Annotated in this window: 15 protein-coding genes; 6 read left to right on the forward strand and 9 right to left on the reverse strand. The window is 71.3% G+C overall.

Annotation, left to right across the window (positions count from 1 at the left end; genetic code table 11):
* Nucleotides 1-107: 107 nt before the first annotated feature.
* Nucleotides 108-323, reverse strand: a complete 216-nt coding sequence (locus ACF08M_RS06645; protein WP_392184141.1) for a dodecin — start codon at nucleotides 321-323, stop codon at nucleotides 108-110.
* Nucleotides 324-524: 201 nt separating this feature from the next.
* Here ACF08M_RS06645 and ACF08M_RS06650 point away from each other — a divergent pair, with 201 nt between their 5' ends.
* The gene (locus ACF08M_RS06650) at nucleotides 525-1787 is read left to right on the forward strand and encodes an extracellular solute-binding protein (RefSeq protein WP_392184142.1); all 1263 of its coding nucleotides are present in this window, start codon (nucleotides 525-527) and stop codon (nucleotides 1785-1787) included.
* A 195-nt stretch (nucleotides 1788-1982) separates the two neighbouring features.
* Nucleotides 1983-2795, forward strand: a complete 813-nt coding sequence (locus ACF08M_RS06655; RefSeq protein WP_392184143.1) for a GNAT family N-acetyltransferase — start codon at nucleotides 1983-1985, stop codon at nucleotides 2793-2795.
* 69 nt (nucleotides 2796-2864) lie between these two features.
* Here the strand turns inward: ACF08M_RS06655 and egtD are convergent, their stop codons facing one another.
* The 4 genes from egtD to egtA are packed head-to-tail and all read right to left on the reverse strand — an operon-like array spanning nucleotide 2865 to nucleotide 7265.
* Nucleotides 2865-3827 carry an L-histidine N(alpha)-methyltransferase gene (gene egtD, locus ACF08M_RS06660; RefSeq protein ID WP_392184144.1) on the reverse strand — a complete coding sequence of 321 codons (963 nt, stop codon included), beginning with the start codon at nucleotides 3825-3827 and terminating at the stop codon, nucleotides 2865-2867.
* A complete protein-coding gene (gene egtC, locus ACF08M_RS06665; RefSeq protein WP_392184145.1) occupies nucleotides 3824-4579 on the reverse strand; it encodes an ergothioneine biosynthesis protein EgtC in 756 nt (251 codons plus the stop codon). Before egtC ends, egtD begins: the two co-directional genes overlap by 4 nt.
* Nucleotides 4579-5949: an ergothioneine biosynthesis protein EgtB gene (egtB, locus tag ACF08M_RS06670; RefSeq protein ID WP_392184146.1), complete on the reverse strand. Its 1371-nt coding sequence runs from the start codon at nucleotides 5947-5949 to the stop codon at nucleotides 4579-4581. Before egtB ends, egtC begins: the two co-directional genes overlap by 1 nt.
* Nucleotides 5946-7265: an ergothioneine biosynthesis glutamate--cysteine ligase EgtA gene (gene egtA, locus ACF08M_RS06675; protein ID WP_392184147.1), complete on the reverse strand. Its 1320-nt coding sequence runs from the start codon at nucleotides 7263-7265 to the stop codon at nucleotides 5946-5948. Before egtA ends, egtB begins: the two co-directional genes overlap by 4 nt.
* A 149-nt stretch (nucleotides 7266-7414) precedes the next feature.
* Between egtA and ACF08M_RS06680 the strand changes: the two genes are divergently transcribed.
* Nucleotides 7415-8251: a TIGR02452 family protein gene (locus tag ACF08M_RS06680; protein ID WP_392184148.1), complete on the forward strand. Its 837-nt coding sequence runs from the start codon at nucleotides 7415-7417 to the stop codon at nucleotides 8249-8251.
* Here the strand turns inward: ACF08M_RS06680 and ACF08M_RS06685 are convergent.
* On the reverse strand, nucleotides 8236-8703 hold the full coding sequence (locus ACF08M_RS06685) for a type II toxin-antitoxin system PemK/MazF family toxin (RefSeq protein ID WP_392184149.1): 468 nt from the start codon (nucleotides 8701-8703) through the stop codon (nucleotides 8236-8238). The two genes, ACF08M_RS06680 and ACF08M_RS06685, sit on opposite strands and share 16 nt — an antisense overlap.
* Before the next feature lie 239 nt (nucleotides 8704-8942).
* The gene (locus tag ACF08M_RS06690; RefSeq protein WP_392184150.1) at nucleotides 8943-9161 is read right to left on the reverse strand and encodes a hypothetical protein; all 219 of its coding nucleotides are present in this window, start codon (nucleotides 9159-9161) and stop codon (nucleotides 8943-8945) included.
* A gap of 49 nt (nucleotides 9162-9210) precedes the next feature.
* On the opposite strand from ACF08M_RS06690, the gene ACF08M_RS06695 reads away from it, so the two are divergent.
* Entirely contained in the window at nucleotides 9211-10233 is a 1023-nt protein-coding gene (locus ACF08M_RS06695; protein ID WP_392184151.1) for a LacI family DNA-binding transcriptional regulator, read from the forward strand.
* A 71-nt stretch (nucleotides 10234-10304) separates the two neighbouring features.
* On the forward strand, nucleotides 10305-10586 hold the full coding sequence (locus tag ACF08M_RS06700) for a hypothetical protein (protein WP_392184152.1): 282 nt from the start codon (nucleotides 10305-10307) through the stop codon (nucleotides 10584-10586).
* 150 nt (nucleotides 10587-10736) lie between these two features.
* Here ACF08M_RS06700 and trxA read toward each other — a convergent pair whose 3' ends face one another.
* Nucleotides 10737-11108 (reverse strand): thioredoxin, encoded by a 372-nt coding sequence (gene trxA, locus ACF08M_RS06705; RefSeq protein ID WP_392184153.1) that lies wholly within the window; start codon nucleotides 11106-11108, stop codon nucleotides 10737-10739.
* A gap of 115 nt (nucleotides 11109-11223) precedes the next feature.
* Here trxA and ACF08M_RS06710 point away from each other — a divergent pair, with 115 nt between their 5' ends.
* Nucleotides 11224-12666 (forward strand): dihydrolipoyl dehydrogenase family protein, encoded by a 1443-nt coding sequence (locus ACF08M_RS06710; RefSeq protein ID WP_392184154.1) that lies wholly within the window; start codon nucleotides 11224-11226, stop codon nucleotides 12664-12666.
* 372 nt (nucleotides 12667-13038) lie between these two features.
* Here the strand turns inward: ACF08M_RS06710 and ACF08M_RS06715 are convergent, their stop codons facing one another.
* Complete coding sequence (locus tag ACF08M_RS06715) at nucleotides 13039-13917, reverse strand: family 16 glycosylhydrolase (protein WP_392184155.1); 879 nt, start codon at nucleotides 13915-13917, stop codon at nucleotides 13039-13041.
* Nucleotides 13918-14147 lie beyond the last annotated feature (230 nt).

A 14147-nucleotide genomic window follows, 5' to 3' on the forward strand; every position in this document is an offset into this window, starting at 1 on the left:
TGGCCGTATTCGATCTGGACGGCACGGGTCGTACTTGAACGCGGTGTGCGGCGGATCGGTGTCCGGCGGGGCCGACCGCGTTCCGGTGGGCGGCCGATGGCGCCGGATCAGCTCGGCTCGTCGAGCCGGAAGCCCACCTTCAGGCCCACTTGAAAGTGCTCGATTCGGCCATCCCTGATCTCTCCGCGAACCTGCGTGATCTCGAACCAATCGAGATTGCGCAACGTTTCCGAGGCTCTTGCGATGCCTCTGCGGATGGCGTCGTCGACGCCTTCATGGGAGCTTCCCACGATCTCGGTGACCCGATAAGTGTGATTCGACATGTTATGTCTCCTCTCGTTCCCACCACGGTGCCCCACCGGACCCGTGTGTGCGAGAGGTCCATGTGCGGAATGTGTGATGAACGGGCCTTGACCGGAGCAATGGTCCATACCAAAATCCAGCCACGCCCGTGCGAGCGCCGCCCGCAGTCCCCCACACCGGGTTCTGGAATTTGTCGTGCCGTTTCGCAGAAGGTGAACCTGGTGAAGAACCGCAGACTCGTCGGAGCCGTCGCGCTCGTTTCCACCTTTGCACTGGGCGGATGCGGATGCGGAATCGTCTCGGGCTCGGAGGCGTCCAGCAGCAAGAAGGTCACGATCTGGCTGATGAAGGACAGCGTGTCCGCCGATTTCCTCAAGCGCTTCACCCAGGCGTACGAGGACGAGCACCCGTCCGTCGAGCTCGAGTTCAAGATCCAGAGCTGGACCGGCATCGGCCCGAAGGTCACCGAGGCGCTCAAGGGCAAGGACACCCCGGACGTCATCGAGGTGGGCAACACCCAGGTCTCCCAGTACGCGGGGAGCGGCGGGCTGCGCGATCTCACCCTGGAGTCCGTGCGCGACCTCGGCGGCGAGGACTGGCTGCCCGGTCTCGCCGAGCCGGGCAGCATCGACGGTGTCCAGTACGGAATCCCCTGGTACGCGGCCAATCGGGTGGTGATCTACCACAAGGAGCTCTTCGAACAGGCCGGTATCGAGTCCCCGCCGAAGACCCGGGACGAGTGGATCGCGGACAGCGAACAGCTGAACCGGAACGGCAATCAGGGCATCTATCTCGCGGGCCAGAACTGGTATGTCCTGGCCGGATTCATCTGGGACGAGGGCGGCGAACTGGCCGAGGAGAGGGGCGGCGACTGGGAAGGTGCCCTGGACAGCCCCGAGGCACTTCGCGGCATGAGCTTCTACAAGAAACTCCATGCGCTCGGTGACGGCCCCAGGAACGCGGACGAGGAAGAGCCCCCGCAGGCCAAGGTCTTCGCCGAGGGGGATATCGCGCAGATCATCGCGGTGCCCGGCGCCGCCGCGCAGATCGAGCAGCTGAACCCCGAACTCAAGGGGAAACTGGGCTACTTCCCGATCCCGGGAAAGACCGCGAAGGCCCCCGGCTCCGTCTTCACCGGCGGGTCCGATCTGATCGTTCCGGCGAAGGCGGGCCGGCGCGCCGCGGGTATTGATGTGATCAAGGCGCTCGCGGGCCGGAAGTGGCAGGAAGAACTCGCCAGGACCATGAGCTACGTGCCCAACAAACCCGACCTCGCGCGTGTCGTCGTGGGGCAGAAGGGCACGGCCGCGATGGCCCGGGGCGCCGCGGAGGGGCGTGCGACGCCCAACTCGCCGCAGTGGGCGAATGTCGAGGCCGTCAACCCGATCAAGCCGTACATGACGGCGGTCCTCGAGGGCGGTGACCCGCGGAAAGAGGCGAAGGCAGCCTCGGAGAAGATCACCGACCTGCTCGCGAGCGGCTGAACCGCACGGAGCCACGCCTCGGCGAGGGGCTTCAGCCCGCGCTCGGACACACCCGGGATTCAGCCTTCGCACATCCCGGCTCTCCCATGTGGTCATGTCGAATCCAGCCGGTCGCGGAAGAAGTAGGGGGCCGGGCCTTCGCCGCAGCGCGACCGTCCGGCGGCCGCCCTTGCCGATCCGTCCCCGGAGACCGTCATGAACGCGCTGCCCGTCACCTCTCCCCCCACCGTCCCCGCTGTTCCCGCGCAGCCCGTCCCTTCCGCTCCGCCGCGCTACCGGGTGTCCCTCGCCGTCGACCAGGAGGAGGTGCGTGCGGCCCAGCGCCTGCGCCACCTGGTCTTCGCGGGTGAGCTCGGCGCCAGGCTTGAAGGATCCGAACCCGGCCTGGACAGCGACGCGTTCGACGCGTACTGCGACCATCTGCTGGTGCGGGAGGAGGCCACCGGTGACGTCGTCGCCACGTACCGGCTGCTGCCGCCCGACCGGGCGAGGGTCGCCGGGCGCCTCTACGCGGAGAGCGAGTTCGACCTCGGGCGGCTCGGGCCGATCCGTGACGACCTGGTCGAGGTGGGCAGGTCCTGTGTCCACCCGGCCCACCGGGACGGCGCCGTGATCGCGCTGATCTGGGCCGGACTCGCCCGTTACATGGAACGCGCCGGGCACAACTGGCTGGCCGGCTGCTGCTCGATACCGCTCGCCGACGACGGTGTCGCCGCGGCCGGGGCATGGCAGACCGTACGGACGAAGCACCTGGCGCCCGAGGACCACTGGGTCACCCCCCACCGCCTCTGGCAGCCCGCCGCCGGATCTGCGGGGCGGGGGGACGTGCCCACCGGCCTGTCCACGCTCCCGCCCCTGCTCCGGGGCTATCTGCGACTGGGTGCCCAGGTCTGCGGAGCACCCGCGTACGACCCCGACTTCAACGTCGCCGACCTGTACGTACTCCTGTCACTGCGCCGCACCGACCCCCGCTATCTGCGCCACTTCCTCGCACTCGCCGACCTGTGATGAACGCGCGGTCCGCCGCCGGGACCGACGCCCTCGCGCCGATCCCGGCGACCGGCCGGCCCGCCCCGTTCAGACCGCCGTCGCCAGCGACAGTGCGAACTGGTCCCCGGAATCAGTCCACCACCGATCCATCCTCAGGCCGGCCGCGCCGAGTTCGGCCCGGACACCTTCCTCGCGGAACTTGGCCGACACCTCCGTACGCAGCTCCTCGCCGGCCTCGAACGCCACCACCAGATCGAGGTCCGGGACCTTCACCGTGAGCGCCGTACGGGCGCGCAGCCGCATCTCGATCCATTCCCGCTCCGGGTCCCACAACGCCACGTGATCGAAGTCGGCCGGGTCGAAGTCCGCGCCCAACTCCCGGTCCACGACCCTCAGCACGTTCTTGTTGAACTCCGCCGTCACTCCGGCCGCGTCGTCGTACGCGGCGACCAGCACCTCCTCGTCCTTCACCAGGTCCGTGCCGAGCAGCAGCGTGTCGCCCAGGGAGAGCAGCGACCGCACCGACTTCAGGAACCCCGACCGCTCGTCGGGGAGCAGATTGCCGATCGTGCCGCCGAGGAACGCGACCAGCCGCGGCCCCGGGGTGCCCGGCAGCGCGAGCCCGCCGGTGAAGTCGGCGATCAGCGCGTGCACGGAGAGACCGGGCCGTTGTGCGAGCAGGGCGTCGGCGGCGCCGCGCAGTGCGCTCTCGCTCACATCGACCGGTACGTAGCTGTGCAGCGCGGGCAACGAGTCCAGCAGGTACCGGGTCTTCTCCGACGACCCCGATCCCAGCTCGATCAGGGTCCGTGCCCCCGAGGCCGCGGCGATCTCTCCGGCGCGGTCGAGCAGGATTTCTCGCTCGGCGCGGGTCGGATAGTACTCGGGGAGGCGGGTGATCTCCTCGAACAGTTCACTGCCGTGCGCGTCGTAGAACCATTTCGGCGGCAGCGTCTTCGGATGCCGGGTCAGGCCGTGCAGCACATCGGCGCGCAGGGCCGCGTCCGTCGCGTCCACCGGCAGGGTACGGGTCAGCAGAAAGGGACTCACTCAGTGGGCTCCTTGAGCGGGGTCAGCAGGACTTCGGCACGGGTCGCCGTCAGCAGCGTCCGATCGGGGACCGTGCGCCAGCGCGGATCGTCGTCGTACGGCTCCGAGGCCACGACCGTCCGCAGGCCCGGCTCGGCGAGGTACCACAGGGTGTCGCCCCAGGCCGTCGCCACGATCGTGGTGCCGTCGACGAGCAGCAGATTCAGCCGGGATTCCGGGGCCGCGGCCGCCACATCGAGCACGGTGTCGGCGACGGCCTGCGGCAGTTCGTCACCGTCGGCGAGACGGTGACGTACGAGGGCCCAGATCAGGGCCGAGTCGCAGCGGGCGGTGAGGGCCAGCAGCTCGGCCGGGGACAGTGCGGCGGCCAGCGGTGCCAGGGAGTCCGGCCAGCCCCGCACCGCACCGTTGTGGCTGAACAACAGCCGCCCGGCGGCGAAGGGCGCAGCCGCCGCCTCGCCGTCCGCGCCCGCCTCCGTGGCGTCGCGCACCGCGGCGAGCAGCGCCGTACTGCGCACCACTCGGGCCAGATCGGCGAACGTCCGGTCGCCCCAGACGGGGCCCGCGCGCCGGTACCGTCCCGGTACCGGATCGCCGTCCGCATACCAGCCGACGCCGAAACCGTCGGCGTTGACGGTCCCGTGGTGCTGGTGCCTCGGCGCCCAGGACTGGCGCACAAGACCGTGCGGCGGCCGCGTCAACAGTTCCCCGAGGGCCACCGACGGCCCCAGATAAGCGATATGGCGGCACATCAGACATCCCTCGCGGTACGGAATCCGGAGAAGATCTGGCGCCGCACCGGCAGGTCCCAGTTGCGGAACGTCCCCCGGCACGCCACGGGGGCCACGGCGAACGAACCGCCCCGCAGGACCTTGTGGGCCGGTCCGAAGAACACCTCGGAGTACTCGCGGTACGGGAACGCCGAGAAGCCCGGATAGGGCTCGAAATCACTCGACGTCCACTCCCACACGTCACCGATCAACTGCCGCACACCGAGCGGTGACCGGCCCGCGGCGTACGCCCCCGCAGGCGCGGGCCGCAGATGGCGCTGGCCCAGGTTGGCCCGCTCGGGGGCAGGGTCCTCGTCGCCCCACGGATAGCGCAGCGAACGGCCCGACGCCGGGTCGTGGCGCGCGGCCTTCTCCCACTCCGCCTCCGAGGGCAGCCGGCGCCCCGCCCAGCGGGCGTACGCGTCCGCCTCGTACCAGCTGACGTGGAGCACCGGTTCGTTCTCCGGCACCGTCTCGGTCACTCCGAAGCGGCGGCGCAGCCACTGACCGGCATCCCGGTGCCAGAAGAGCGGAGCGGTCAGTTCGTGCTCACGGACCATCGCCCAGCCCTCGGGGGCCCACCAGTGCGGCTCGGTGTAGCCGCCGTCCTCGATGAACCGCTGGTAGGCGCCGCAGGTGACCGGGGCCGTGTCGAGGTAGAAGCCCGGTACGTCCCGCAGGTGCGCGGGGCGCTCGTTGTCGAGGGCCCACGGCTCGGTGGACGTACCCATGGTGAACGGGCCGCCCGGGACCAGGACTTCGGCGGGCAGGCCGGCCGCGTCGGTGGGGCCGGGCGGCACGGGCGCGGTCAGGACCGCAGGACCGGACCTCAGCTGATGGGTGATCAGCATGGTTTCGTCGTGCTGCTGTTCATGCTGGGCGATCATGCCGAAGGCGAACCCGGCCCGCACCAGCGGACGGTCACCACCCAGTGGCGTGCCGTCGAGTACGTCCAGCGCCCGGTTGCGGACCTCCGCGGCATAGCCGCGGGCCTCGGCGGGCGCCAGCAGCGGCAGCGAGGGGCGGGTCGCCCGGGGATGTTCGAAGGCGTCGTACAGCCCGTCGATCTCCGGGCGCATCGCCTCCCGCCCGGCCACCCCGCGCAGCAGCCACAGCTCCTCCTGATTGCCGATGTGTGCCAGGTCCCAGACCAGCGGAGACATCAACGGCGAGTGCTGAGCGGTCAGTTCATGGTCGTCCACACTCTCGGTGAGAAGCGTGGTGCGTTCCCGGGCGGTGAGCAGCGCGTCGAGAGCGCGCTGCCGGAGCGCCTCGGTGTCCGCCTCGTCCGGATCGCCTGGATCGCCTGGATCGCCCGGACCGGTTGCGGCGGGTACGGGGGAGTCGGTCATGAGCGGGGCCCCTCGAAGTGGTGGCCCGAACCGCCCGCCGGGTCCAGCGCGAGCAGTCCGGCAAGGTCGTCGGCCGGACATCGACCCCGGGCGACGAAGCGGTCGTGGAAGTCCGCCACCGCCTCCAGCACGGCCGTGGTCGCTCCCATCCGGGGCAGCGCCTCCAGCGCGAGTGCGAAACAGGTGGCGGCCGCCGCCCGGAGCTCGGGATCGGCCAGACCGTCACGGGCGGCACCCACCCAGAGCGGATTGCGTGGCGCGGGCCCCGGCCCGGCCGTCTCGGCCAGCGGTTTGACGGTGCGGTACACGGTCTCGGCGGCCTCCGGGTCGTCGAACAGGGCGGTGGTGACGGCGAGCGGCACCAGCCACCCGTCCGCGCCGTACTGCGCGTCGATCATGCGCAGCTCAAGATGTCCGCGCGGGCGCACGGGCGGGAAGAGAGTGCTGATGTGGTAGTCGAGATCGGCGCGCACCGGAGGCCTCGGCGCGCCGGTACGGATCCAGTTGCGGAAGGTCAGACCGCAGGGCACGGCCCACGGCCCCTCGTCGGCGCGGATGCACATCACCGGGGTGTCCAGGACATGCCTGGCCCAGGCGTCACGGGGCGGCAGATGACCGGGCGGCGCCAGGGACCGCCGGGGATCGAGGTCGGCCCAGAGCGACTGCCGGGTGGACCGCCATGACGTCGGGCGGCCGAGCCGCAGGGGCGAGTTCGCGAACGCCGCCACCAGGACCGCGCCCAGCAGATGGCACAGCTGCCAGCGCCGCCCGTACCCGAGCGGACCGGGCTCCTCCTCTCCGGCGTCCAGACAGACCTGGACGGACGCGGTGGTGCACATCATGGCGCGACCGGCCGGGCCCGACCGGTCGAACGAGGCCTCCATGGCGTCGTAACGGGGCTCGCGCAGCAGCCGGCGCGGCGGATGCCACGGATCGACGCCGAGACCCGACGGCGCGAGACCCACCCGGTCCAGGGCGTCGCGTACGGCGGTGAGATCGGCGGCGGTGGCGTCGATGCACGCCATCAGGGAGTCGGCGGGGCGCGAGCTGAGCTCCAGCTGGCCGCCGGGTTCGAAGGTGAGCGCCGCGCTCAGGGGCAGGGCCCGGAGGATGGCGGCGGCCGCGTCGAGGCGGTGGGGCGGGACCGGGACGCCGGGACGGTCCCGGTGGTGGATGAGCCATTCGAGTTCGACACCCACCGTGCGGGGCGGCCCCGTCTTGAAGCAGATGCAGCGCAGCAGGTCCTCCGCCTCGCCCTCGTCGAGGGGCAGGGGCCGGCCGGGCGGACCGTGGCCGCCGGGTGTGTCCGATGACATGCCGGGCCTCCTTCTGCTCGGTTCGTCCGTGCCACCCAAACCCTTGCGGGGGGATCGCACAAGAGTGCCCCTGTGGGGCGGAAATTCGGTTGCACCCATGCCGCCGAAGCGCCGAGCATGCCCCGTATGCACCACACGGGGGAGTACCGATGAGCGCACGGCTGCGCGGCATCGCGCGAGAGACCGAGGCCATTGTCGAGTCCGGCCGCTACCGGACGCCGGGCGGGCGTGAGGTGAGCATCGAACGTGCACTGACCAGCGCACTCTCGGGCACCGGACTGTACGGCCCCGAGCCGGTACCCGTCGCGGCACTCGACTCCGGCCGTACACCTCTCGTGGAGGTCACCGACGAGAGCAGCCTGCAGGCGGCCCGCCGGATGACCGGCGAAGGGCCCGGCAAGGTCGCCGTCCTGAACTACGCCTCCGCCCGCAATCCCGGCGGCGGATACCTCAACGGCGCGCAGGCCCAGGAGGAAGCCCTGTGCCGGGGATCCGCCCTGTACGCCACGCTGCTGCGCGCCCCCGACTACTACGCCCACCACCGCGCGGAACGCAGCGCCTTCTACACCGACCGGGTGATTCACTCACCCGGTGTGCCGGTGTTCCGCGACGACCGGGGGCGGCTGCTCGACACCCCGTACACCGCAGGCTTCCTCACCTCCCCGGCGCCCAATGCCGGAGTCATCCGCAGCCGCACCCCCGAGGACGCCCACCGCATCCCCGCCGCGCTCGCGGCCCGTGCCGAGCGGGTGCTGGAAGTCGCGGCGGTATGCGGCTACCGCAGGCTGGTGCTGGGCGCCTGGGGCTGCGGTGTGTTCCGCAACGATCCGGCACAGGTGGCCGGTGCGTTCCGGGCGCTGCTGCTGGACGGCGGCAGGTTCGCCGGGCACTTCGAGCAGATCGTTTTCGGCATCCTCGACCGCAGCCCCGATTCCGCCACCCGGTCCGCCTTCACCCGGACGTTCGGCGGTCAGCTCCAGCCGTAGCGCTCCCGCAGCCGGCCGACGACCAGGTCGAACCGGCCCCGGTCCAGCGCGCACGCCTCACGCCGCATCCCGTCCTCGTGCACCCGCAGCACCCGGTCCAGATCGACCCACGACGGACGGCCCGAGCTGTCCCACGGGCCGGCCCCGAGCGCCACCCACTCGTGGTCCCGGTCGTGCTGCTTGCTGGACAACCGCACGGCGAGCAGCGTGCCGGCCGCCTCCCGGGCCACCACCAGAACCGGACGGTCCTTGCCGCGCCCGTCGTTCTCCTCGAACGGCACCCAGGTCCAGACGATCTCGCCGGGGTCGGGAGAACCGTCCCGGTCCGGGGCGTACGAGGTGCGGACGGGGCCCACGTCGCGCGGGTCGGCCTCGGAGGTCGCGGCGGGTCCGGTACGGCCGGGGAATCCGGCCGGGCCGTCGGTGCTGTCGTCACGGAACTGGATGGTCATCCCCTCACCGTAGGACCTGTACGGCCCAGCCCACGGAGCGGGTCCGGTGAACGAGCAGCAGGCTCGGCCCATGACCACCGGACACCTCACCCGCGCCGGACGCGCCGTCACCCTCGCCGTGCTGCCGGGGACCGCCCTGCCCCCTGCCGCCACTGGCGGAGCGTCAGCCGCCGCTGGTCGAGGAAGCGGCGGGCCGCATTCTTGACCACGAAGTGTGTCAAGGCCGCCCCGCGGAAGCCTCAACTGCCGTATGCGGGGGCCACATACACCGTGCGCGGCGGCAGATGACCGAACACCGTCGCCACCGTGCCCACCTCGATGCGGTCCTCCGCCGAGGCGGGATGCGCGAGGAAGTGCTCGGCACCGCCCCGGATCCGTACGATCACCTCGCCGGCCGGCCCCGGTCGCACCGTTCCGGTCACCCGGCTGAGCAGCCCCACCACCGAGGAGTCAACCATGCCCCGCAGCGTCCCCATGTCCGACGGGTCTGGAAGACTGCCCGACGCCATGAGCCAGTTACCGAACCAGCCCGCCGAAGGCCCCCCTCCGACCAGTGCCGATGTGGCACGGCTCGCCGGAGTCTCCCGGGCCACCGTGTCCTATGTACTGAACGACATCGCGACCGTGCGGATCAGTGAGCCCACCCGCCGCCGGGTCAGGGAAGCGGCCGTTGAACTGGGTTACGTACCGCACGCGGCGGCCCGCAGCCTGCGCGCCGGGCACACCCGCATGGTGGTGCTGCCCGCGGTGAACTTACCGGCCGGCCCGCTCCACCACCGCTTCTTCCACGAACTGGAAGCCGGGCTGCGCCGCCTCGACTACACCGTGGTCCAGTACGGCAGCACCGGCCTCGACGCCGACGACGCACCCCGCGCCTGGGCAGAACTCCGTCCCGTCGCCGTCATCGCACCCGGCACGATCGCCCTCACCCCGCAGGGCATATCCATGCTCAGGCGAGCCGGGGCCAAGGCCGTCATCACGCTCGGCCCGCGGCCGGTGGCCGGCGCCCACGCGCTGGTCATGGACCAGCGAAAGGTCGGCAGCTGCGCGATCGGGCACCTGCTGGAGCGAGGCCGGCGCCGTATCGGCGTGATCATGCCCGAGGAGGGCGGCCTCGGTCTGTTCGCCGAACCCCGGCTGGACGGGGCCCGGCAGGCCGCACGGAGCCACGGGGCCCTCGTCGAACCGCTGCCGCTGCGCTACGAGGAGGGGGCGGCCGACCGGCTGGCCGCCCGCTGGCGCACGCTGGGCCTGGACGCCGTGTTCGCGTACAACGACGCATACGCGATGCTCCTGATGCGGGCCCTTCAGGACGCGGGCGTCGAGGTGCCCCGTGAGACAGCCGTGATCGGCGCCGACGACCTGATGCTCGGCAGACTGCTGCGGCCCCGGCTCAGCAGCGTACGTCTGGAGATGGCCACGGCGCAGCCGCCGGCGGACCTCGTCGACCGGCTGGTGCGACACCCCGGCAGCGCCCCCGAGCACCACGACCTGCTGCGGGCCAGGATGGTCCACCGCGAGTCCAGCTGAGCCGTCGAGTCCGCGAGGTGCCGTAGCGCGGCAACATGCGTACCGCGCGCCGCCTGCCTAGCGTCATGACCATGAGCCATCCGCAGAGTTACGAGATCCTGCTGGTCCCCGGATTCGCCGAGGACACCGCCGAAGCCGCCGAGCCCGGCGGCGCCATCCGCTCGGCGGTCGTGACGGCGACCGGCGAGACGGGGGCATCGGGCTATCCCCGCTATTCGGGTGAAGGCGTCGTGGCGGACATCGACCCGGCCACACACACGGTCGAGGCCCTGCTGGTCGACGGCGCCGAGCTGGACTACGGCCTCTCGGTCCGGATCAAGGAGAGCAAAGCCGACAGCAACGCCGGCGGCTGAGACCGCGCCGCCGGGCTCCGGCCGGAAGGCCACGGAAGGCCACGACAGGGTGAAGAAGGCCGAAGAAGGCCGAGGAAAAGCCGAGGAAAGGCACGGGAAGGGGCCCGGCCGGTCCGGCCGGGCCCCTCACCGCTCGTGTGCGCGGGGAGCCTACTTCTGCTCCTTCTGCTGGTCCTCGATGGACTTGCGGACCTCGTCCATGTCCAGCTTCCTGGCCTGTCCGATGATGTCCTCAAGCGCGGCCTCCGGCAGCGCCCCCGGCTGTGCGAACACCGCCACGTTGTCCCGGACGATCACCAGCGTGGGAATGGAGCGGATCTCGAAGGCCGCCGCCAGTTCCTGCTGCGCCTCGGTGTCGACCTTGGCGAAGACCAGGTCGTCGTGGCGCTCCGAGGCCGCGTCGTAGACCGGCGCGAACTGCCGGCACGGGCCACACCAGGAAGCCCAGAAGTCGATCAGGACGAAGTCGTTCTCGCTGACGACCTGATCGAAGTTTTCCTTGGTGAGCTCGACGGTGCTCATGTTCTGTTACCTCTTCCTGTGCCCGTTCGGACCTGCCCGGCACAACGGTGCCGGTACTCGCGCTATTCCGCCTGCCCATGTGGACGCCGCGCACACCCGCGATAAAACTGTCCCCATGACAGATGCTTCCCTGAACGCCGAGTACGACGTCGTGGTGATCGGAGCGGGTCCGGTCGGCGAGAACGTCGCCGACCGGGCGCGTGCCGCCGGGCTCAGTACGGCGGTCGTCGAGACCGAGCTCATCGGCGGCGAGTGCTCCTACTGGGCCTGCATGCCCAGCAAGGCCCTGCTGCGCCCGGTCGTCGCCCGCGCCGACGCGCGCCGCGTCCCCGGCCTCGGTGACGCCGTGCGGGGCCCGCTCGACACGGCGGCCGTCCTCGCCCATCGCGACACCTACGCCTCGCACTGGAAGGACGACGGACAGGTCGCCTGGCTGGAGGGCATCGGAGCGGACATCTACCGGGGCCGGGGCCGGCTCACCGGTGAGAAGGCCGTCTCCGTGACCGCCCCCGACGGCACGGTGCACCGGCTCACCGCCCGGCAGGCCGTCGCCGTCTGCACCGGCAGCCGCGCCGTCGTCCCCGCCCTGCCCGGCATCGACGGGGCTCGCCCCTGGACCAGCCGTGAGGCGACGAGCGCCAAGGAGGTGCCCGGCCGCCTCGTGATCGTCGGAGGCGGTGTGGTCGGGACGGAGATGGCCACCGTCTGGCAGGCCCTCGGCGCCCGGGTGACGATGCTGATCCGCGGCAAGGGGCTCCTGCCGAAGATGGAGGCCTTCGCGGGTGAGCTGGTCGCGCGGGCGCTGACGGAGGCGGGCGCCGACATCCGTACCGGTGTCTCGGCGACATCCCTGCGGCGTGCGGCCCCGGACGGGCCGGTCATCCTGGAACTCGACAACGGCGAGCGTGTCGAGGCCGACGAAGTGCTCTTCGCCACCGGCCGTGCCCCGCGCACCGGCGACCTCGGCCTGGAGACGGTGGGTCTGACGCCCGGTTCCTGGCTCACCGTCGACGACAGCTGCCTCGTCGAAGGCACGACCTGGCTCTACGCCGTCGGAGATGTCAATCACCGGGCGCTCCTCACGCACCAGGGCAAGTACCAGGCGCGCATCGCGGGCGCCGCGATCGCCGCCCGCGCCGCGGGAGTGCCGCTGCTGGAGAACGACCGCTGGGGCGCCCACGTGGCCACCGCCGACCACGCGGCCGTCCCGCAGGTCGTCTTCACCGACCCCGAGGCCGCCTCCGTCGGCCTCACCCTCGCCGAGGCCGAGCAGGCCGGCCACCGGGTGCGCGCCATCGACCAGGATCTGGCCGCGGTGGCGGGCTCCGGACTGTACGCGGAGGGCTACCGCGGCCGCGCCCGCATGGTCGTGGACCTCGACCGGGAGATCCTGCTCGGTGTCACCTTCGTCGGACCGGGCATCGGCGAGCTGCTGCACTCGGCGACGATCGCGGTCGCGGGCGAGGTCCCCATCGGCCGGCTGTGGCACGCCGTTCCGGCCTATCCGACGATCAGCGAGGTCTGGCTGCGCCTGCTGGAGGCGTACCGCGACGCATAGGGCCCGGTCCGCCCGTCGTCGGCGGCTCCCCGGACGGCGCGGCATCCGTACCCACCTGACGACGGCCGTGAGCAGGGATTTCGTGCAGGGTGCCGCGGTGCGCCGAGCACGTCCTCATCGGCTCTGCGACCTCGGCCCCGATCCGGCGCAACGGGTCCAGCGACACCAGCGCGTCCTGAGCGACCGCCCCGACGGCCCGACGCCGCCCGGTGCGCCAGTGGCGTGTCCCTGCCCCGTCGCGCCGGTCACCCGCAGCATCCGCGCACTCGTCCGCGCCCCGGTGCCGGCCGGTCCGGGCGGGGCACGTGCCACGGTGCTCCTGCCCGGCCCCGGATCGCCGGCGTGGCCGAGGGGTCGGGCGGAGCGGGCCGGTCAGGCCGGCGGCCGCAGATCGCTGGTGGTGACTCGCACGTGGTCGACGACGAGTTGCTGGGGGAAGGAGGTGCTGCCGTCGGGGTCACCGGGCCAGTAGCCGCCGACAGCGAGGTTGAGGACAAGGAAGAAGGGCTTGTTGAACACCCAGGTGTTTCCGTTGAGATCGCCGGGTGTGCGGCGCTGGTAGACGTTGCCGTCGACCGACCAGGTCACCGAGTCGGGGGCCCAGTCGACCGCGAAGGTGTGGAAGTCGTCGGCGAACGCCTGGCCGCCCGGCAGTGTGTAGGCGGCGCCGATGCCGCCGGAACCGGAGTAGCCGGGACCGTGCAACGTGCCGTGGACCGTGGAGGGTTCGAAGCCGACGTTCTCCATGACGTCGATCTCGCCGGAAGCGGGCCAGCCGACCTGACCGATGTCGTCGCCCAGCATCCAGAAGGCGGGCCACATGCCCTGACCGCGCGGCACCTTCATCCGGGCCTCGACGTGCCCGTAGGTCTGGGTGAACCTGCCGGAGGTGTTCAGGCGTGCGGAGGTGTATTCGCACGTGCCGTACCAGCACTGGTAGTTGTTCGGGTTCTCACGGCGTGCGGTGATGACCAGATGTCCCTGGCCGTCGAGTGCCGCGTTGTTGTTGCCGGCCGTGTAGTACTGCCGTTCGTGGTTGTTGACGTTGTCGCCGGTCTCGATCTGCCACTTGCCGTCGTCGACTGCGGAGCCCGCGGGCCCGTCGAAATCGTCGGTGAAGGCCCCTGCCGTCACCGACGGCCGCGGCGAGGGCAGCGGCACCCCGGCGGCGAGGCCGGAGGAGGCCGAGACGAGGGCGAGTAAGGAGAGCGCGGATACCAGGAGACGCCGGGTGAGGCGGGGGGAGGTCATGGGGGGTCCTTCCCGTGCGGAATCGAGCAGCTGTCATGGGCATGGCAAACGCTCATCATGGGGGGAGCGGGGAAAGGCTTCCGTTCTGTCTGAGATTGAAGAAGTGAACCAAGAGCGTGTCAAGGCTTTGGTACGGACCACACTTCTTGCATGCGTCTGTGGTGGTACCGCCGCGCGGCAGTCCCGGATTCCCACCGGGTTTCCTCCTGCGACACGTCTGCCGGACGGTC

It is taken from the genome of Streptomyces sp. NPDC015032, assembly GCF_043080425.1.
GTDB lineage: Bacteria > Actinomycetota > Actinomycetes > Streptomycetales > Streptomycetaceae > Streptomyces.